Here is a 20,176-nt window from a genome sequence, read left to right as displayed (position 1 = left end):
GCCAGGCAACAGATTAAGGATCTAAACCATGAGCCAGCAAGTCATTATTTTCGATACGACCTTACGTGATGGGGAACAAGCGTTACAGGCCAGCCTGAGCGTGAAAGAGAAGCTGCAAATAGCCATGGCCCTTGAACGTATGGGCGTCGATGTGATGGAAGTCGGTTTCCCGGTTTCTTCCCCAGGCGATTTTGAATCGGTGCAGACCATCGCTCGCACCATCAAAAATAGCCGCGTGTGCGCGCTGGCGCGCTGCGTTGAGAAAGATATCGACGTGGCGGCGGAATCCTTAAAAGTGGCGGAAGCATTCCGTATTCACACCTTCATCGCCACCTCACCGATGCACATCGCCACCAAGTTGCGCAGTACGCTGGATGAAGTCATCGAGCGCGCTATTTACATGGTGAAACGCGCGCGTAACTATACCGATGACGTCGAATTTTCCTGTGAAGACGCAGGCCGTACGCCGATCGACGATCTGGCTCGCGTTGTCGAAGCGGCTATCCGCGCTGGCGCCACGACCATTAATATCCCGGATACCGTCGGCTACACCATGCCGTTTGAATACGCCAACATCATCAGCGGCCTGTACGAACGCGTACCAAACATTGATAAAGCGATTATTTCAGTCCACACCCATGATGATTTAGGCATCGCCGTCGGCAACGCCCTCGCCGCCGTCCACGCTGGCGCGCGTCAGGTAGAAGGCGCGATGAACGGTATCGGCGAACGCGCCGGCAACTGCGCGCTGGAAGAAGTGATCATGGCGATCAAAGTGCGCAAAGACATTATGAACGTGCACACCAACATCAATCACCACGAAATCTGGCGTACCAGCCAGACCGTCAGCCAAATCTGCAATATGCCGATCCCGGCTAACAAAGCTATCGTCGGTACCGGCGCCTTCGCCCACTCTTCCGGTATTCATCAGGATGGCGTGCTGAAGAACCGCGAAAACTACGAAATCATGACCCCGGAATCCATCGGCCTGAACCAGGTACAGCTGAACCTGACTTCACGCTCCGGCCGCGCGGCGGTGAAACACCGTATGGAAGAGATGGGCTACAAAGAGAGCGACTACAACCTGGATCATCTGTATGACGCCTTCCTGAAGCTGGCGGATAAAAAGGGCCAGGTCTTCGACTACGACCTGGAGGCGCTGGCCTTCATTAACAAACAGCAGGAAGAACCAGAGCATTTCCGTCTCGACTACTTCAGCGTCCAGTCTGGCTCCAGCGATATCGCTACCGCCTCTATCAAGCTGGCCTGCGGTGATGAAATCAAAACCGAAGCCGCCAATGGCAACGGCCCGGTTGACGCTATCTACCAGGCGATCAACCGCGTGACGGACTACAACATCGACTTAGTGAAGTATGGCTTAAGCGCCAAAGGCCACGGCAAAGATGCGCTGGGTCAGGTGGACATTGTTGTGGAATACAACGGTCGCCGCTTCCATGGCGTCGGTCTGGCGACCGATATCGTCGAATCGTCAGCAAAAGCGATGGTACACGTGCTGAACAATATCTGGCGCGCCGCCGAAGTCGAAAAAGAATTGCAACGCCAAGCTCAGAATAAAGAGAACAACAAGGAAACCGTGTAATGTCGAAGAATTATCATATTGCCGTTTTGCCGGGTGATGGAATTGGCCCGGAAGTGATGAACCAGGCGATGAAAGTACTGGAAGCCGTTCGTAACCGTTTTTCAATGCGTATCACCACCAGCCAGTACGACGTTGGCGGCATCGCCATCGACCGTCAGGGCATGCCGCTGCCGCAAGCCACCGTTGATGGCTGCGAGCAGGCTGACGCGATTCTGTTCGGATCCGTCGGCGGCCCGAAGTGGGAACATCTGCCGCCGGCCGAGCAGCCGGAGCGCGGCGCGCTGCTGCCGCTGCGTAAGCACTTCAAATTATTCAGCAACCTGCGCCCGGCTAAACTGTATCAGGGGCTGGAAGCGTTCTGCCCGCTGCGCGCCGATATCGCCGCCAACGGCTTCGACATTCTGTGCGTGCGCGAACTGACCGGCGGCATTTACTTCGGTCAGCCGAAAGGCCGTGAAGGCAGCGGCCAGCATGAAAAAGCCTTCGACACCGAGGTATACCACCGCTTTGAAATCGAGCGTATCGCGCGCATTGCCTTTGAATCGGCGCGCAAGCGTCGTCACAAAGTGACGTCAATCGATAAAGCCAACGTCCTGCAGTCTTCTATCCTGTGGCGCGAAATCGTCAACGAGATTGGCAAAGAGTATCCGGACGTCGAGCTGGCGCATATGTATATCGATAATGCCACTATGCAGCTCATCAAAGATCCGTCGCAGTTCGATGTCCTGCTGTGCTCCAACCTGTTTGGCGACATCCTGTCCGACGAGTGCGCGATGATCACCGGCTCTATGGGCATGTTGCCGTCCGCCAGCCTCAACGAGCAAGGTTTTGGCCTGTATGAACCGGCGGGCGGCTCGGCGCCGGACATCGCGGGCAAAAATATCGCCAACCCGATTGCGCAAATCCTGTCGCTGGCGCTGCTGCTGCGCTACAGCCTGGACGCGGGCGACGCGGCGAGCGCCATTGAACGCGCTATCAACCGCGCATTAGAAGAAGGCATTCGTACCGGCGACTTAGCGCGCGGTACGGCGGCTGTCAGTACAGATGAAATGGGCGATATCATTGCCCGCTATGTCGCGGAAGGGGTGTAATCATGGCGAAGACCTTATACGAAAAATTGTTTGATGCGCACGTGGTGTACGAAGCGCAGAACGAAACCCCACTGCTGTATATCGACCGCCATCTGGTGCACGAAGTCACCTCTCCGCAGGCGTTTGACGGTCTGCGCGCGCACGGTCGTCCGGTGCGCCAGCCGGGCAAAACGTTCGCCACCATGGATCACAACGTCTCAACGCAGACCAAAGATATCAACGCCTCCGGCGAAATGGCCCGTATTCAGATGCAGGAGCTGATTAAGAATTGCAAAGAGTTTGGCGTTGAGCTGTATGACTTAAATCACCCATTCCAGGGCATCGTACACGTCATGGGCCCGGAACAGGGCGTCACCCTGCCGGGGATGACCATCGTATGCGGCGATTCCCATACCGCCACTCACGGCGCATTCGGCGCGCTGGCGTTCGGTATCGGCACCTCTGAAGTTGAACATGTACTGGCGACCCAGACCCTGAAACAGGGTCGCGCGAAGACGATGAAAATCGAAGTTCGTGGCAAAGCGGCGCCGGGCATTACCGCGAAAGACATCGTGCTGGCTATCATCGGCAAAACCGGTAGCGCCGGTGGTACCGGTCACGTGGTCGAATTCTGCGGCGAAGCCATTCGCGACCTGAGCATGGAAGGCCGTATGACTCTGTGCAATATGGCAATCGAAATGGGCGCCAAAGCGGGTCTGGTCGCGCCGGACGAGACCACCTTCAATTACGTGCAGGGCCGCCTGCACGCGCCGAAGGGCCAGGATTTCGCCGACGCGGTGGAATACTGGAAAACGCTGAAAACCGACGATGACGCCACCTTCGATACCGTGGTGACGCTGCAGGCAGAAGAGATTGCGCCGCAGGTCACCTGGGGTACCAATCCCGGCCAGGTCATCTCCGTCACCGATATTATCCCGGATCCGGCATCGTTCAGCGATCCGGTCGAGCGCGCCAGCGCCGAAAAAGCGCTGGCCTATATGGGGCTGAAATCCGGCGTGCCGTTGACCGAGGTCGCGATCGATAAAGTCTTTATCGGTTCCTGCACTAACTCGCGAATCGAAGATTTACGCGCGGCGGCGGAAATCGCCAAAGGGCGTAAAGTGGCGCCGGGCGTACAGGCGCTGGTGGTTCCCGGCTCCGGCCCGGTGAAAGCGCAGGCGGAAGCCGAAGGTCTGGATAAGATTTTCATCGACGCCGGTTTTGAGTGGCGCTTACCGGGCTGCTCCATGTGCCTGGCGATGAACAACGACCGCCTGAATCCCGGCGAACGTTGCGCCTCTACCAGCAACCGTAACTTTGAAGGCCGTCAAGGCCGCGGTGGACGCACTCATTTAGTCAGCCCGGCAATGGCCGCGGCGGCAGCGGTGACCGGCCATTTCGCCGATATTCGTAACTTGAAATAAGGAGACCATCATGGCAGAGAAATTTACCCAACATACTGGCCTGGTGGTTCCGCTGGATGCCGCAAACGTCGATACCGATGCGATCATTCCTAAGCAGTTCCTGCAGAAAGTAACGCGTACCGGCTTTGGCGCGCACCTGTTTAACGACTGGCGTTTTCTCGACGACCAGGGGCAGCAACCAAACCCGGAGTTCGTACTGAACTTCCCGCAATATAAAGGGGCGTCTATCCTGCTGGCGCGTGAAAACTTCGGCTGCGGCTCCTCGCGCGAGCACGCGCCGTGGGCGTTGACCGATTACGGTTTCAAAGTGGTGATTGCGCCAAGCTTTGCCGATATCTTTTACGGTAACAGCTTCAATAACCAACTGCTGCCGGTGACGCTCAGCGATGAGCAGGTGGACGAGCTGTTCAAGCTGGTACAGGCGAGCCCGGGCATCCGCTTTGAAGTGGATCTTGAAGCGCAGGTGGTTAAAGCCGGGGATAAAACCTACAGCTTTAAAATCGACGACTTCCGCCGCCACTGCATGCTCAACGGTCTGGATAGCATCGGCCTGACGCTGCAGCATGAAGAGGCGATTTCCGCCTACGAGCGCCAACAGCCCGCCTTTATGAACTAACCTTCAAGCCCGGCGAACAAGCCGGGCTTTCTCTTTGTGTTTCTCTCCGGCGCCTATTATTACGTATAATTTATAGATAAATTTATCCTTCCCGTACCTCATCGTGCATTTATACCGGCGTTGCCGGGCTATTTTTGTATAGATCCACAATGACAAGTAAATAATCAGCAGAAGTATTTAAAACAAACCGTCCAATATGTGAATTAACGGTTAACTCCATAGAAAACCCCTATAGCTCAGCACAAAAAAAAGCATTATTTTTCCCCTCCCCGGCTCGTTATCTTTCCTGACAGAGAAATATTAACTTTAGATACGTCACGTCGCCTGCTTCACAACGTGGGCCGCCTGCCGTTCTTGTGGAGAGCCTAAATGAGCCACTATCCTCATCTATTCAGCCCGCTAACTATCAACGGGATGACCATAAAAAATCGCATTATCATGCCGCCGATGGGTACCAATATGGCCACCCTGAATGGCGAAGTCTCGCAGGAACAGCTTGAATACTACGAACTGCGGGCGAAAGGCGGTACCGGGCTCATTACCGTGGAAAATATCTGCATCGATTTTCCCTTCGCCTCCAATGGCACGACGCAGTTACGTATCGATAACGATCAATATATTCCGCGTCTGTTTAAATTAACCGAAACCCTTCATAAACACGGCGCCTGCGTAGCGATTCAGCTAAATCACGCTGGCGCTTCGGCTTATGCTTATCGCCTGAATGGGCAGACGCCGCTTTCCGCTTCCAGCACGCCGTCGAAAAAGCACGGTAATATTCCGCGGCCAATGACCCATGAAGAAATTTATCACGCGGTAGACAAATTTGGCGACGCCGCGGAGCGCGTACGCCGCGCCGGTTTTGACTGTGTAGAAATTCATGGCGGCCACTCCTATTTAATTAGCCAGTTTTTATCGCCGCTATTTAATAAACGTACCGACGAATTCGGCGGTAGTATCGAAAACCGCACCCGCATATTAAGCCTGATTATCGATAAGGTTCGCGCCTGCGTCGGGCCGCGTTTCCCAATAAGTCTGCGCATCAGCGCCGACGATTTCTTAAAGGGCGGCAACACGCTGGAAGATTCGCTGCGCATCCTCGAACTGTGTCAGGACAAAGTCGACATTATTAACGTCTCTGCCGCGCAGAACGATAACCTGAACCTGCAAATCGACCAGATGTCGCTGGAAGATGGCTGGAAGCGCTATCTCTCCCGCGCGGTACGCGACAAATTCCATAAGCCGACGGTGATCGCCGGCAACATTCGTTCGCCAAAAATCGCCGAAGATATCCTCGCGACCGGCGATGCCGATCTGATCGCCATTGGTCGTGGGTTGATTGCCGAGCCTGAATGGGTGCAGAAAGTACAAAGCGGCAATGAGCGTCTGATGCGCAAATGCATCTCCTGTAATATCGGCTGCGCGGATCACCGCATCGCCCGCTCTCGCCCGCTGCGCTGCTCGATCAACCCGGACATCATCCACGGCGACGCTTATAAGCAGCAGCGTGTTTCGCGCGAAACCAACGTCGTGGTGATCGGCGCCGGCACGGCCGGAATGGAAGCCGCCTGCACCGCCGCGGAAGTCGGCTGCAACACCTGGCTGCTGGAAGAGAAAAGCCACGTTGGCGGACTGGCCAGCACCATTGCGCTGCTGCCGGAGAAAAAGCGCATCGCCGATTTCCCGCAGTTTATGAAAAACCGCCTTTCCGGGCTCAGTAATCTGATGCTGCAGGTCGGTAAACGCGCCGACGTCGCTTCAGTCGCCGCGCTGCATCCACAGCTCATCGTTAACGCCACCGGCTCGGTTCCCCTACTGCCGCCGATCGACGGCCTGCGCGAGAACATTGACGTCAAGGGTGGCTGCCTGTTCTCAATAACCGGCATGATTGAACACCTTGACACCTTTGCCGATGCCGCAGGTAAACGCATCGTGGTGGTTGGCGGCGGCGCCGTCGGCCTGGACGTCATCGAATACTTCTCCGCGCGCGGCGCCGAAACGGTGCTGATTGAAATGCAGGACGCGCCGGGACAGGACCTCGACATTATTACCAAAAACGCGATGTTGACCATGCTGGAAGAACACCAGGTGGAGCAACACATGCAGACCCGATTAACCGCCGTCGCTCCAGACCATTTCACCGTTAATACCATCAACGGCACGTTCGATATTCCCTTCGACTACGGCTTTGTGTGCCTGGGAATGCGCGCCAACCGCGCAGGTCTCGACGACATCGCCCAGTGGGCCGCCGACAACAACGTAAAAATCATGAATATCGGCGACAGCCTGTCGGCCCGGCGAATTATTGACGGCGTGCGCGAAGGCCGCAACGTGCTGGAAATACTCGAAGACATGGGCGTACTCGGCAATCGCGAAGCGCAACAGATTCCATTTTTAACATATTGAGGATATTTATCATGGCAGAACGTCTTACCGGTCATACCGAGCTGATTGGCTTAATCGCTACCCCGATTAGACACAGCATGTCGCCGACCATGCACAACGAAGCCTTTGCGCATCTTGGTCTCGATTACGCCTACCTGGCGTTCGAAGTCGATAACCAGGAGCTAAAAGATGTCGTGCAGGGCTTCCGCGCGCTGAAACTGCGCGGTTACAACGTCTCAATGCCGAATAAAACCGAGATTTGTCAGTATCTCGACAAGCTTTCGCCGGCGGCGCAGCTGGTCGGCGCGGTCAATACCGTCGTCAACGATAATGGCGTCCTGACCGGTCACATTACCGACGGCACCGGCTATATGCGCGCGCTGTCAGAAGCCGGTATCGATATCATCGGCAAAAAGATGACCATCCTCGGCGCGGGCGGCGCGGCTACCGCTATCAGCGTACAGGCCGCGCTCGACGGCGTGAAGGCCATCTCGATCTTCAACCGTAAAGACAAGTTCTTCGCCAATGCCGAGCAGACCGTCGCCAAGATCCGCGATAACACCGACTGCGAGATCCACCTTTTCGATCTCGACGATCATGACAAGCTGCGCGCCGAAATCGACAGCAGCGTGATCCTCACCAACGCCACCGGCGTCGGTATGAAACCATTCGAAGGCCAGATGCTGCTGCCAAACGACAGCTTCCTGCGCCCGGACCTGATTGTCTCCGACGTCGTCTATAACCCGCGTAAAACCCATCTGCTGGAAGTGGCGGAGAAAAAAGGCTGCCGCACCCTCAACGGCCTGGGAATGATGCTGTGGCAAGGCGCGCGCGCGTTCGAAATCTGGACGGGCAAAGAGATGCCGGTTGACTACGTCAAGAGCATTCTGTTCTAAGAGGCAAGAGATGAAAAACAAATACATCCCTACTGCGGCAGGGCTGTATCTCAACTACCTGATCCACGGCATGGGGGTGCTTTTAATCACCCTCAACATGGCCCATCTTCAGGAACAGTGGGGAACAGATGCTGCTGGCGTATCGATCGTTATCTCCTCATTAGGTATCGGTAAACTGGCGACGATCGTGACCGGTTTTTTGTCGGATCGCTTTGGTCGCAAGCCTTTTATTTATCTCGGGATCCTGAGTTATCTGATCTTCTTCGTCGGCATTCTGCTGACTAAAAATATTTATCTGGCCTACGTATTTGGCATCATGGCTGGTCTGGCGAACAGCTTCCTCGACTCCGGAACCTATCCGGCGCTGATGGAGTCTTTCCCGCACTCCGCCAGCCGCGCTAATGTACTCATCAAAGCCTTCGTTTCCGCAGGGCAATTTCTGCTGCCGTTCATTATCAGCCTGCTGATATGGGCAAATCTGTGGTTTGGCTGGTCGTTCGTGATCGCGGCGGCTCTGTTTGTACTGAGCGCAATCTATCTGCTCAAGATGCCGTTCCCCGATAGCCAGGCGGCCAAAAAGGAAGAGGCTCCAACGGCGCAGGCAGCGGCTTCAGCTAAGCCGCAAGCCAACAAACTGGATATGGTTGTCTTTACCCTGTACGGCTATATCGGCATGGCAACTTTTTACCTGGTAAGCCAGTGGCTGGCGCAATATGGTCAGTTCGTGGTCGGTATGCCTTATGCATCGGCGATCAAGCTCCTGAGCATCTACACCGTCGGTTCGCTGGTCTGCGTCTTCGTGACCGCCGCTTTCGTCAAAGAGGTATTCAGCTCTGCGGTAGCGATGATCATCTATACCTGCCTGTCGATGGTCTCACTGCTGTTAGTGTGCCTGTTCCCCACCCCGCTGATGGTTACCGGTTTCGCCTTCGTCATCGGCTTTGCCGCTGCCGGCGGGGTATTGCAGCTGGGAGCGACCATCATGGCAATGAGCTTTCCGAATGGCAAAGGCAAGGCGACCGGGATCTTCTACACCGCAGGCAGTATCGCGAGCTTCACGATCCCGCTTATCACCGCCAGGCTTTCACAGATTAGTATTGCCAGCATTATGTGGTTTGATTTCCTGATCGCCGTTATCGGCTTTGTGATCGCCCTGTACATCGGCTATCGTCAACTTCAGGCGCGCGCGGCGCAAAGAGTGTCTCGCACTACCGTCACCGCCTGAGGTTCACGACAACAATAATGGATACCTACATGACAACTGCAGTAACCGTAAAGAACATCACCTTCAAGGAAGGCGAAACCTTAATTTGCGTACCGCTGATCGGAAAAACGCTGGATGAACTGCTGACTAATGCTCAGGGCCTGGTTGACGCGGGCGCTGATATTATCGAATGGCGCGTTGACCATTTTACTCACGTCCGGGAAATCCCCCAGGTGCTGGCCGCGCTGGCGGAAATCCGTCATACGCTGAAGGCTCTACCGCTGCTGTTCACCTTTCGCAGTAAGAAAGAGGGCGGCGAAACGGAAATCAGCGACGAAGCGTATTTTGAACTTAACCGTCAGGCGGCGCTAAGCGGATTAGCCGATGTTATCGACATCGAGCTGTTTAACGACGAAGCGCAAATCCGCGCGCTGGTGAACGATGCGCATCAAGCCGGCGTAAAAGTGATCATGAGCAATCATGATTTCCATAAAACGCCGGCGCAGGAAGATATCATCTATCGACTGCGTCGAATGCAGGAGTTGGGTGCCGATCTACCAAAGATCGCGGTGATGCCGCAGACACCTCAGGACGTTCTCACTCTGCTTTCCGCCACGCTGACCATGAAAGAGAAGTACGCGACGCGCCCGCTGATCACCATGTCGATGGGCAAATCCGGCGGCGTTAGCCGGGTAACCGGACGCTTGTTCGGTTCAGCGATGACCTTTGGCACCGTCGGCCAGGCCTCCGCGCCGGGCCAGATTGCCATCGCTAAGCTGCGCGAGCTAATGGACATCCTGTCCTGATAAACAGGCTGCCCGGAGCCACTCTCCGGGCGCTTGCTCAGTTGATTCTCTGGCTATCGTTAATAATGACGTTTTTAAACGATTGAATTGCTGAAGAAAGTACCCTTTCCTTCATCGTTGCAAGGTAGATATAACGCGGGGGGAGCTCATTTTTTATTTTCAGAATGTGCACGTTATAATTTGCCAGTGCGGAGATCCTCGGCATAATCGCAATACCATAATCGATGCTAACCAACCCCGCCATCGCGGTATCTTCATCGACGTAGCAGGCGATATCCGGCACCAGTTTTTGCTGCATAAAGACATTATCAATAAAAGGCCGCAAACCGCTGTTCTCTGAGAAGTAGATATAGGGATAGTGAATCGTCTCAACCAGATCGACCTCATTTTCATACAATCTGGCAAGCGGATGATCTTTCGCCGTCACCACCACCAGTTCCTGCTGAATGATGGGAATAAAATCGATGTCTGGTTCATCGGCAATATATGAACAAATCGCCAGATCGGTTTTTCCTGCCTTTAACGCTTGTAATAACGAAAGCGAAGTGCCTTGCGTAAAGGAAAAAGTCACCTTGTGACTGGATGGTGAATTAGTGTATTTATTAATTAACTGCGGAACAACAAATTCACCCATCGTATAAATAAAGGCGATACGAATATTCTCTTTCTTTTCGCTATCATTGTTTTGCAGCGTCAGCCGCCCATTCTCTAAAGAAGCGAGCGCATCTTCCACATAGGGTAAAAAACGTTTACCGTTTTGCGTAATTTTGACGTTGCGCCCTTTTCTGGCGAACAGCGCCACGCCAAGTTCTTTCTCCAACTCAGATATGGCGTGGCTTAGCGAAGGTTGCGTGATGAACAGGCTGGAGGCAGCTTCGGTGTAATGTTCCGTCTCGCTCAATCGCTTAAAATAATAAAGTTGCTTCAGGTTCATTATTTTTGTCCGTATAATATAAGAATAAGATCACTGCGCTTAATATACCATGCGGCAGGTTGATAATACGCTACAACGAGTCAATATCAGATTCACATCAAATATTATTTGATATTTTCTTTTGTGCGTAACAAAGCGTTGCCATTCATAGACCCAGTCTATGAGTCATTAGAATATTTCTGCATGCATAAATACATGCAAAAATATTTTAAACTTTAAAGGAAATCTTTATGTCTATACCTGGCTCTCAAGGAAGCCTGGCGTCATCGCCCGGCACGCTAAAAAGAAGCAGAACGCGTATTTTTATTTTAACGCTGTTATCGCTGGGTACGATGATCAATTATCTCGATCGTACCATTCTTGGAATCGTCGCTCCAAAATTAACCACTGAAATCCACATTGACCCGGCAATGATGGGCATTGTTTTTTCCGCTTTTGCCTGGACTTATGCGCTGGCGCAAATTCCTGGCGGCATGTTTTTAGACCGTTTCGGTAATAAATTGACCTACGCCCTGTCCATCTTCTTTTGGTCGCTATTTACCCTACTGCAAAGTTTCTCTCTGGGGCTGAAATCTTTGCTCCTTCTGCGTCTGGGGCTAGGTGTCAGCGAGGCCCCCTGCTTTCCGGCCAATAGCCGCATCGTCAGCAAATGGTTTCCCCAGCATGAACGCGCCAGAGCCACTGCCACTTATACAGTTGGGGAATATATTGGATTAGCCGCCTTCTCGCCATTGCTATATTTAATTCTTGAACATCACGGCTGGCGAACCTTATTTTTCCTGACCGGCGGGCTGGGTATTTTATTCACCTTCGTATGGTGGCGTTTTTATCATGAGCCACATGAATCAAAAACGGCAAATAAAGCAGAGCTGGATTATATTGGCGCCAACCAGATTACCAATACGAGTGAAAATATTCCATTTAACTGGCGCGATGCCAAACGGCTACTCTGCTGCCGACAAATTATCGGCGCCAGTCTGGGGCAGTTTGCCGGTAACACTACGCTAGTTTTTTTCCTTACCTGGTTCCCCACTTACCTGGCCAACGAACGCCATCTGCCGTGGCTTCACGTGGGATTTTTCGCCACCTGGCCATTCCTGGCCGCCGCGGTTGGCATCATCTTCGGCGGCTGGCTTTCCGACAGGCTACTTAAGCGTACCGGTTCGGCAAACATAAGCCGAAAACTTCCAATAATTTCCGGGCTGCTCCTTTCTAGCTGCATTATCGCCGCTAATTGGGTCAGTGCGAATTCGACGGTGATTATTATCATGTCGATCGCTTTCTTTGGTCAGGGAATGGTCGGTTTGGGCTGGACGTTAATATCTGATATTGCCCCGGATAATATGGCTGGGTTGACCGGCGGTATATTTAACTTCTGCGCCAATCTGGCCTCAATTATCGCACCACTCATCATTGGCGTGATTATATCAGCCACCGGTAACTTCTTTTATGCCCTCATTTACGTTGGGGTGACCGCACTGATCGGGGTGATTGCCTACATTTTTATCATCGGCGACATCAAGCAAATCGTGCTGAAATAACGCTATCCCGCGCCGGGCCAGCATGGCCGGCGCGGGAGAATGACTTAAATATCTTTAACCCTACTGGTCAAAAACAGCGTCAGCAGCGAAATCGCCGCGATTGTCCAGTAAACGCTGGCGTGACCATAGCTTTGCGACAGCGCTCCCTGAATCACCCCGGCCAGAATCACCCCGGTGGAGATACTGTTGGTAAACAGCGTGGTCGCCGCCCCGGCGCGCCCCGGCATCAGGTCCTGGAACCACAACATGCCGATCCCGGCGATGATACCGATGAAGATGGCGTTGAATAACTGAAGCGCCAGCAGCGCCGTGCGACCATGGAACATAATCAGCCCCACATAGAACAGCACGCCAGCGGCGACTGCCGCCACCATCATTTTACGTTTCCCCCAACGCTTAACGTAGTAGCCGGCCAGGATCATCGCCGGAATTTCAAGACCGGCTGCCGTTCCCATCAGTATCCCCGCCAGGCTATCCGGCAGGCCAAGATCGCTACTGATCCACAACGGCATATCGATGATATACATCGTGTTGCAGGTCCACATCAACGTAGAGGCGATAAACAGCATGCGCACGTTTTTATCGCGCCAGCCGCCTTCCAGCTCCGGCAGGCTGCTGCCTTCCTGCAGTTGCGTCACTCGCGCCACCGAAGGCAGCTTAAAGGCAATCAGCGCCAGGCTGATGACAAAAATCCCGGCGGCAATGGAGAACATGGTCATAAAGCCATAATTCAACGCCAGCATAAAAGCCAGCGGTGGGCCAATGACCCACGCCAGCGACAGCTGGGCGCGCATCACCGAGCTGAACATGACCACTTCGCGGGCAGAGCTATCGGCGTATTCGCGGGCGAGGGCAAACAGCTGCGGCATTGCCGCATTAGCGACCGACGCCAGCATGACGCCGCAGGTGATAAGGGTCAGATAATGGCGGTTGAAAGCGAATAACAGCGCGTTACCCACCGCCATCAGGCAGCAGAACATAATTAACCGCCGACGATCGCCGCGGCTATCGGATCGTTTGGCCAGCGCCAGGCTCACCAGGATACCTGCAATCGCATTCACCGTATAAAACAGGCCGACCCAGAACGGCTGTGCGCCGACTTCACGGCTGAGAAACAGACTAAGCGTCGGCGCCTGCAGCGCCCCGGCCACGCCCATCATAAAAGCCACCAGCATAAAGGCGGCGTAGACGCCGTTTAACCGTCGCCCCATCGTCATCAACCACAGCATGAAATGTCCTTAACACACGCGAAGTAAACGAAAAAAGCCAGCAGAAGCAATCTGCTGGCGGGTGATTCTATACTCTGTGGATTTCGAGTTGCAGCCAATACGCTTGCAGCCTGAAAGACGGCGAGTATAACACCAATACTCAGTCACACATGATGTCGGCAAGTCAACGATCGGAGGTCGGCGACGTAACTCCCCACTGCATCAATTCCTCCAGCATTTTCTGCTGCCTTCCTGCTAACTGGCGGGCCAGCCAGGACGCGCCCTGCGTCGCAGAAAAGTACCGTTGATAGAACTGCTTAGTGGTTGACCTCGTCATATTCATCTCCTTACTTCATCGAGGTTCATTATTGGCTTAATATAGGAACTCATAAATTGCTGAGTTTTCGTCAGGAGTTCCTCTTTTATGCCTTCCAGCCGTCTGCAACAACAGTTCATCCGCCTGTGGCAATGCTGCGACGGCAGGTCGCAGCAGACCACCCTCAACGAACTGGCGGAAATGCTTAGCTGTTCGCGCCGCCATATGCGCACCTTGCTCAACCTGATGGAAGCGCGCGGCTGGCTGGCGTGGGAATCCGAAGCCGGGCGCGGCAAGCGTTCCAGGTTGACCTTCCTTTATACCGGTCTGGCGCTGCAGCAGCAGCGTGCCGAAGATTTACTGGAGCAGGATCGCATCGATCAGCTGGTGCAACTGGTTGGCGATAAAACGGCGGTCAGGCAAATGTTGATCTCCCATCTTGGCCGCAGTTTCCGCCAGGGGAGGCACATTCTGCGCGTGCTCTACTATCGGCCGATGAAGAATCTACTGCCCGGCAGCGCCTTGCGCCGTTCGGAGACCCACATCGCGCGGCAAATTTTTAGCGCCCTGACGCGGGTAAATGAGGAAAATGGGGAACTGGAGGCCGATATCGCCCACCACTGGCAGCAAATTTCGCCTAACCACTGGCGCTTTTTCCTGCGTCCCGGCATTCATTTCCATCATGGCCGGGAGCTGGAGATGGCCGACGTTATCTCCTCGCTACAGCGCAGCAGCGAACTGCCGCTATTTTCCCATATCGAGCGCATCGTCTCGCCGACCGCCTGGACGCTGGATATTCACCTCAGCCAGCCGGACCGTTGGCTGCCCTGGCTGTTAGGCCAGGTCCCGGCAATGGTGCTGCCGCAGGAATGGCGGACGATGGAGAACTTTTCCAGTATGCCTATCGGTACCGGCCCTTACGCGGTTGCGCGCAATAATCAAAACCAGTTGAAAATCCATGCCTTTGAAGAGTACTTCGGCTACCGGGCGCTGATCGATGAGGTTAACGTCTGGGTGCTGCCGGAAATTAGCGAAGAACCCAACGGCGGCTTAACCCTGCAGGGTAATACTGAAAGCGAAAAAGCCGTAGAGAGCCGCCTGGAAGAGGGGTGCTATTACCTGCTCTTTGATAGTCGCAGCCCGCTGGGCGGCAATGATGACGTGCGCCGCTGGTTAAGTTATCTGTTCCAGCCCGCCAATCTGCTGTATCACGCCGGCGAGCACTATCAAGGTAACTGGTTCCCGGCCTACGGCCTGCTGCCGCGCTGGCACCACGCCCGCAGCCACGCCTGCGAAAAACCAGCCGGTCTGGAGTCAGTCACCCTCACCTACTATCGCGATCATGTGGAACATCGGGTCATTGGCGGGATCATGCGGGCGCTGCTGGCGGAACATCAGGTGAAGCTGAACATTCAGGAGCTGGAGTATGATGACTGGCATCGCGGCGAAACGGTGAGCGATATCTGGCTTAACAGCGTCAACTTCACGCTGCCGATCGATTTTTCCCTGTTCGCCTATTTATATGAAGTGCCGCTCATGCATCACTGCATTCCCATCGACTGGGAGGCAGACGCCAACCGCTGGCGCGCGGGCGAATTCAACCCGGCGACCTGGAGCCAGCAACTGCTGGAGAAACAGCATATTGTTCCGCTGATTCACCACTGGCTTATGATTCAGGGCCAGCGCAGTATGCGCGGCGTGCGCATGAACACCCTCGGCTGGTTTGACTTTAAATCGGCGTGGTTCGCCCCGCCGGAGCCCTGAATGCTTTGCGTCATCTAACAAAATCATTACACTATCGCCGTTCTCAACGGGGTGCTAATAAACATACGCAATATCATTCAAGTTGCATCAAGTCAGCAAGCGGGTGAATCCCCTGGAGCATAGATAACTATGTGACTGGGGTGAACGCGCGAAGCTAACGCAGATGCGGCTTGAAGGATGAAGCGTATGGGCTGAGAAAATACCCGTCGAACCTGATCCGGATAACGCCGGCGAAGGGATTTGAGGCCTACTCAAAATCCTTTGCCTCCCCATATATTGAGGTGCAAAGTGTTGAAAAAACTGCTTCCCCTGCTGGCGCTGGTCGCCGCCCCGGTCTTTGCTAAACCGGTCCTGACCGTTTACACCTACGATTCATTCTCTGCCGACTGGGGTCCTGGCCCGGCGGTTAAAAAGGCATTTGAGGCCGATTGCGGCTGCGAACTGAAATATGTCGCCCTCGAAGATGGCGTATCGCTGCTTAACCGGCTGCGAATGGAAGGCAAAAACAGCAAAGCCGATGTCGTACTCGGCCTTGATAACAATCTGCTGGCAGCCGCGGCGCAGAGCAAACTGTTTGCCAAAAGCGGCGTGCCGGCCAGCGCAGTCTCCGTACCCGGCGGCTGGGATAATGACACCTTCGTGCCTTACGACTACGGCTACTTCGCCTTCGTATATGACAAAAACAAGCTGAAAAACCCTCCGAAAAGCCTGAAAGAGCTGGTCGAGAGCCCGCAGAAATGGCGCGTGATCTACGAAGACCCGCGCACCAGTACGCCGGGGCTCGGTCTGCTGCTGTGGATGCAAAAAGTGTATGGCGATAAGGCGCCGGAAGCCTGGCAGAAGCTGGCGGCCAAAACCGTCACCGTCACCAAGGGCTGGAGCGAAGCCTACGGCCTGTTCCTGAAAGGCGAAAGCGACCTGGTGTTGAGCTACACCACCTCGCCGGCTTATCACCTCATCGAAGAGAAAAAAGATAATTATGCCGCGGCGGACTTTACCGAAGGCCACTATCTGCAGGTTGAAGTCGCCGCGCGTACCGCCGCCAGCAAGCAACCGGAACTGGCGGAGAAGTTCCTGAAATTTATGGCCTCGCCAGGCTTCCAGAACGCCATTCCCACCGGCAACTGGATGTACCCGGTAACCCAGGTCGCGCTGCCGGCCGGCTTCAATACGCTAACCAAACCGCAAACCACGCTGCAGTTCACCCCGCAGCAGGTCGCTGCTGAACGTCAAAACTGGATCGGTTCATGGCAACGCGCCGTCAGCCGCTAAGTTTCGGCTGGCTGATCCCCGGCGCCGCGGCGGCTTTCTTACTGGTCATCGTAGCGCTGGCGGCGTTTCTGGCGCTGTGGCTGGAAGCGCCGCAGGCGCCCTGGCAGACGATCCTCAGCGATAGCTATCTCTGGCACGTCGTACGCTTTTCTTTCTGGCAGGCGTTTTTGTCGGCGCTATTTTCCGTGGTGCCGGCGATATTCCTCGCCCGCGCCCTGTATCGCCGCCGCTTTCCGGGGCGCACGCTGCTGCTGCGCCTGTGCGCGATGACGTTGATCCTGCCGGTACTGGTGGCGGTGTTCGGCATCCTCAGCGTCTATGGCCGCCAGGGGTGGCTCGCCGCGCTGTTCCACGCGCTCGGCTGGCAGTGGGATTTCTCGCCATACGGCTTACAGGGTATCCTGTTGGCCCATGTGTTCTTTAATATGCCGATGGCGACCCGCCTGCTGCTGCAGGCGCTGGAAAACATTCCCGGCGAACAGCGGCAGATCGCCGCTCAGCTCGGGATGCGCGGTTTCGTCTTCTTCCGTCTTGTGGAATGGCCGTGGCTACGTCGGCAGATCCCGCCGGTGGCCGCGCTGATTTTTATGCTGTGCTTCGCAAGTTTCGCCACCGTGCTGTCACTAGGCGGCGGGCCGCGGGCCACCACCATTGAGCTGGCTATCTATCAGGCGCTAAGCTTTGATTACGACCCGGCGCGGGCGGCGGTGTTAGCGATTATTCAAATGATCTGCTGCCTTGGGCTGGTGCTGCTGAGCCAGCGCCTGAGCAAAGCCGTGGCGATCGGCGCCAGTCAGGTGCAAGGCTGGCGCGACCCCGACGACCGTCTGCATAGTCGCCTGTGTGATTACGCGCTGATCGCCGTCGCTCTGCTGTTGCTGCTACCGCCGCTACTGGCGGTGATCGTCGATGGGCTCAACGTCAATCTGCCGAAGGTGCTCGGCCAAGCCGCACTGTGGCAGGCGCTGTGGACCTCGCTGCGTATCGCCCTCGCCGCCGGACTGCTCAGCGTCATTCTGACCATGATGCTGCTGTGGAGCAGTCGCGAACTGCGCGCCCGCAACCTGCCGCTGGCCGGGCAGACGCTGGAGCTCAGCGGTATGCTCATCCTCGCCATGCCGGGGATTGTGCTGGCGACCGGTTTCTTCCTGCTGCTCAATAACAGTATCGGCCTGCCGGAATCCGCCGACGGGATTGTCATCTTTACCAACGCGCTGATGGCAATCCCCTATGCCCTGAAAGTGCTGGAAAATCCAATGCGCGATATTGCCGCCCGCTATGGCGCCCTGTGTCAGTCGTTGGGGCTACGAGGTTTTAACCGGCTGCGGGTGGTGGAGCTGCGGGCGCTGAAACGGCCGCTGGCGCAGGCCCTGGCTTTCGCCTGCGTGCTGTCGATTGGCGACTTCGGCGTGGTGGCGCTGTTCGGCAATGAATCCTTCCGCACGCTGCCTTTCTATCTGTATCAGCAGATCGGCTCCTACCGCAGCCAGGACGGCGCGGTCACCGCGCTCCTGCTCCTGCTGCTGTGCTTTATCCTTTTTACTTTGATCGAGAAACTACCGGGACGCGATGCTAAAACTCAATGATGTCACCTGGCTGTATCAGCATTTGCCGATGCGATTTACGCTCAGCGTCGAGCGCGGAGAGCGCATCGCCGTGCTCGGTCCCAGCGGCGCCGGAAAGAGCACGCTGCTGAATCTGATTGCCGGGTTTCTGCCCCCCGCCAGCGGTAGCCTGCTGATCGACGGCGAGAAGCATAACGCCACGCCGCCGGCGCAACGCCCGGTTTCTATGCTGTTTCAGGAGAACAACCTGTTTAACCATCTCACCGTCCGGCAGAATATTGGCCTCGGCATCCACCCCGGCCTTAAGCTGAACCGCGAGCAGCACGCGCAGGTCATGGCGATAGCCGGGCAGATGGGAATGGATACATTGCTGGATCGCTTGCCTGGCGAGCTATCCGGCGGCCAGCGGCAGCGGGCGGCGCTGGCCCGCTGTCTGGTACGCCAACAGCCGGTGCTGCTGCTTGATGAACCCTTCTCGGCGCTCGATCCGGCGCTGCGTCAGGAGATGCTGACGCTGGTCGCCGATGTCTGTCAGCGGCAGCAGTTGACGCTGTTGATGGTATCGCACAGCGTGGAGGATGCGGCGCGCATTGCGCCTCGTTCCATCGTGGTCGCCGAAGGGCGCATTGCCTGGGACGGCGCCACTGACGATCTGTTAAGCGGCAACAGCAGCGCCTCGGCGCTGTTGGGAATTAGCGCGAAATGACCTTATGCAGGATCTCAAGATAGACCGGCATCAGGGGATGGCGGAAAACAAATGTTAGCGCCGCTACCGCCAGCGCCGCCATCAACGGCGCCAGCCACAGCAGGCGTCCGCGCGGTAGCCAACGGGTCAGGCGATCGCCGGAGGTTTTCGCGCTCCGCCACAGCCGCCAGCACAGCCAGCCCGCCAGCCACGCCAGCAGCGCCGCGCCCAGCAGCAGCCATTTGAAGCTGGCGCTGTTTTCATCGGCAGGAATATCAATCGCCGCCCCCGCCAGAATACCGGGGAGGAAATAGAGCGGCGGCCAGAGCAGGCAGCCAATAATATTCGGCAGCACGAACTTCGCCACCGGCAGGTCGAGCATCCCGGCCACCATCGGCACCAGCGGCCGCGTCGGCCCGACAAAGCGGCCAATCAGAATCGTCACCATGCTGTGCTGGTGCAGCGCGTGTTCGGTTTTCTCCAGCAGCGCGCGATTTTTTTTCATAAATGACCAGCGGTGTAACGGCTTTTTAAAGCGCCAGCCGAGCCAGAATGAGATCCAGTCTCCCAACAGGCAGCCGACAATCCCCGCCAGCCACGCCTGCCAGAAGTTAACTTCGCCGCTGCCGATGAGCGCCCCCAGACCAGCCATCATAACCGTGCCGGGTAAGATAAGCCCCACCAGCGCCAGCGACTCAAGAAATGCCACCAGCATCACGGCTATCAACGAGTAGACCGTGGATTGGGTGATAAAGTGTTCCAGCAATGCCTGCATAATATACCCGGTTAAAAAAAGAAGCCCGGATTCTCCGGAGCCGTCACGTCGTCGTCAAGCCACCAATTGTCTTAATAGTTTACTGGCTGTGACATTTAAGCGGGTCATCATTTCACTT

General features: G+C 55.6%; 17 protein-coding genes. 13 read left to right on the top strand and 4 right to left on the bottom strand.

Annotation, left to right across the window (positions count from 1 at the left end; all coding sequences use genetic code 11):
- Window positions 1-28 precede the first annotated feature (28 nt).
- The 8 genes from leuA (at window position 29) to aroD (ending at window position 9,998) form a co-directional block, all read left to right on the top strand.
- Window positions 29-1,600, top strand: a complete 1,572-nt coding sequence (leuA, locus tag PGR79_RS17125; RefSeq protein ID WP_087860894.1) for a 2-isopropylmalate synthase — start codon at window positions 29-31, stop codon at window positions 1,598-1,600.
- Complete coding sequence (gene leuB / locus PGR79_RS17120) at window positions 1,600-2,691, top strand: 3-isopropylmalate dehydrogenase (RefSeq protein ID WP_015368262.1); 1,092 nt, start codon at window positions 1,600-1,602, stop codon at window positions 2,689-2,691. The genes leuA and leuB overlap by 1 nt, the downstream gene beginning before the upstream one ends.
- Window positions 2,692-2,693: 2 nt before the next feature.
- The gene (gene leuC, locus PGR79_RS17115; protein WP_047065212.1) at window positions 2,694-4,094 is read left to right on the top strand and encodes a 3-isopropylmalate dehydratase large subunit; all 1,401 of its coding nucleotides are present in this window, start codon (window positions 2,694-2,696) and stop codon (window positions 4,092-4,094) included.
- Window positions 4,095-4,104: 10 nt separating this feature from the next.
- On the top strand, window positions 4,105-4,710 hold the full coding sequence (leuD, locus tag PGR79_RS17110) for a 3-isopropylmalate dehydratase small subunit (protein ID WP_087860895.1): 606 nt from the start codon (window positions 4,105-4,107) through the stop codon (window positions 4,708-4,710).
- A gap of 369 nt (window positions 4,711-5,079) precedes the next feature.
- On the top strand, window positions 5,080-7,113 hold the full coding sequence (locus PGR79_RS17105) for an FAD-dependent oxidoreductase (protein ID WP_395226961.1): 2,034 nt from the start codon (window positions 5,080-5,082) through the stop codon (window positions 7,111-7,113).
- Between the two features lie 11 nt (window positions 7,114-7,124).
- Window positions 7,125-7,988: a shikimate dehydrogenase gene (locus PGR79_RS17100; RefSeq protein ID WP_045376448.1), complete on the top strand. Its 864-nt coding sequence runs from the start codon at window positions 7,125-7,127 to the stop codon at window positions 7,986-7,988.
- Between the two features lie 10 nt (window positions 7,989-7,998).
- Window positions 7,999-9,213, top strand: a complete 1,215-nt coding sequence (locus PGR79_RS17095) for an MFS transporter (protein WP_395226962.1) — start codon at window positions 7,999-8,001, stop codon at window positions 9,211-9,213.
- 29 nt (window positions 9,214-9,242) lie between these two features.
- On the top strand, window positions 9,243-9,998 hold the full coding sequence (gene aroD, locus PGR79_RS17090; protein WP_087860898.1) for a type I 3-dehydroquinate dehydratase: 756 nt from the start codon (window positions 9,243-9,245) through the stop codon (window positions 9,996-9,998).
- A 37-nt stretch (window positions 9,999-10,035) separates the two neighbouring features.
- Here the strand turns inward: aroD and PGR79_RS17085 are convergent, their stop codons facing one another.
- Window positions 10,036-10,932 carry a LysR family transcriptional regulator gene (locus PGR79_RS17085; RefSeq protein ID WP_087860899.1) on the bottom strand — a complete coding sequence of 299 codons (897 nt, stop codon included), beginning with the start codon at window positions 10,930-10,932 and terminating at the stop codon, window positions 10,036-10,038.
- Between the two features lie 230 nt (window positions 10,933-11,162).
- Between PGR79_RS17085 and PGR79_RS17080 the strand changes: the two genes are divergently transcribed.
- On the top strand, window positions 11,163-12,473 hold the full coding sequence (locus tag PGR79_RS17080; protein WP_113374408.1) for an MFS transporter: 1,311 nt from the start codon (window positions 11,163-11,165) through the stop codon (window positions 12,471-12,473).
- 44 nt (window positions 12,474-12,517) lie between these two features.
- Here PGR79_RS17080 and PGR79_RS17075 read toward each other — a convergent pair whose 3' ends face one another.
- Both PGR79_RS17075 and sgrT read right to left on the bottom strand, forming a co-directional pair.
- Entirely contained in the window at window positions 12,518-13,702 is a 1,185-nt protein-coding gene (locus tag PGR79_RS17075; RefSeq protein WP_087860901.1) for a sugar efflux transporter, read from the bottom strand.
- 163 nt (window positions 13,703-13,865) lie between these two features.
- A complete protein-coding gene (gene sgrT / locus PGR79_RS17070) occupies window positions 13,866-14,018 on the bottom strand; it encodes a glucose uptake inhibitor SgrT (RefSeq protein ID WP_015704385.1) in 153 nt (50 codons plus the stop codon).
- Between the two features lie 87 nt (window positions 14,019-14,105).
- On the opposite strand from sgrT, the gene sgrR reads away from it, so the two are divergent.
- The 4 genes from sgrR (at window position 14,106) to thiQ (ending at window position 19,304) form a co-directional block, all read left to right on the top strand.
- Window positions 14,106-15,761 (top strand): HTH-type transcriptional regulator SgrR, encoded by a 1,656-nt coding sequence (gene sgrR, locus PGR79_RS17065; protein WP_087860902.1) that lies wholly within the window; start codon window positions 14,106-14,108, stop codon window positions 15,759-15,761.
- Window positions 15,762-16,049: 288 nt separating this feature from the next.
- Window positions 16,050-17,033 (top strand): thiamine ABC transporter substrate binding subunit, encoded by a 984-nt coding sequence (gene thiB / locus PGR79_RS17060; RefSeq protein ID WP_271031931.1) that lies wholly within the window; start codon window positions 16,050-16,052, stop codon window positions 17,031-17,033.
- Window positions 17,009-18,619: a thiamine/thiamine pyrophosphate ABC transporter permease ThiP gene (thiP, locus tag PGR79_RS17055; RefSeq protein WP_113374405.1), complete on the top strand. Its 1,611-nt coding sequence runs from the start codon at window positions 17,009-17,011 to the stop codon at window positions 18,617-18,619. The genes thiB and thiP overlap by 25 nt, the downstream gene beginning before the upstream one ends.
- A complete protein-coding gene (gene thiQ / locus PGR79_RS17050; RefSeq protein WP_113374404.1) occupies window positions 18,603-19,304 on the top strand; it encodes a thiamine ABC transporter ATP-binding protein ThiQ in 702 nt (233 codons plus the stop codon). The genes thiP and thiQ overlap by 17 nt, the downstream gene beginning before the upstream one ends.
- On the opposite strand, the gene PGR79_RS17045 is transcribed toward thiQ, so the two are convergent.
- Entirely contained in the window at window positions 19,291-20,058 is a 768-nt protein-coding gene (locus PGR79_RS17045) for a DedA family protein (RefSeq protein ID WP_047042724.1), read from the bottom strand. The two genes, thiQ and PGR79_RS17045, sit on opposite strands and share 14 nt — an antisense overlap.
- Window positions 20,059-20,176 lie beyond the last annotated feature (118 nt).

The sequence above is a fragment of the Klebsiella sp. 141161 genome, assembly GCF_050600815.1.
GTDB classification, from domain to species: domain Bacteria; phylum Pseudomonadota; class Gammaproteobacteria; order Enterobacterales; family Enterobacteriaceae; genus Klebsiella; species Klebsiella aerogenes.
Note: the sequence above shows the minus strand (reverse complement) of the source record. Positions and strands in the feature narration are given on the sequence as shown.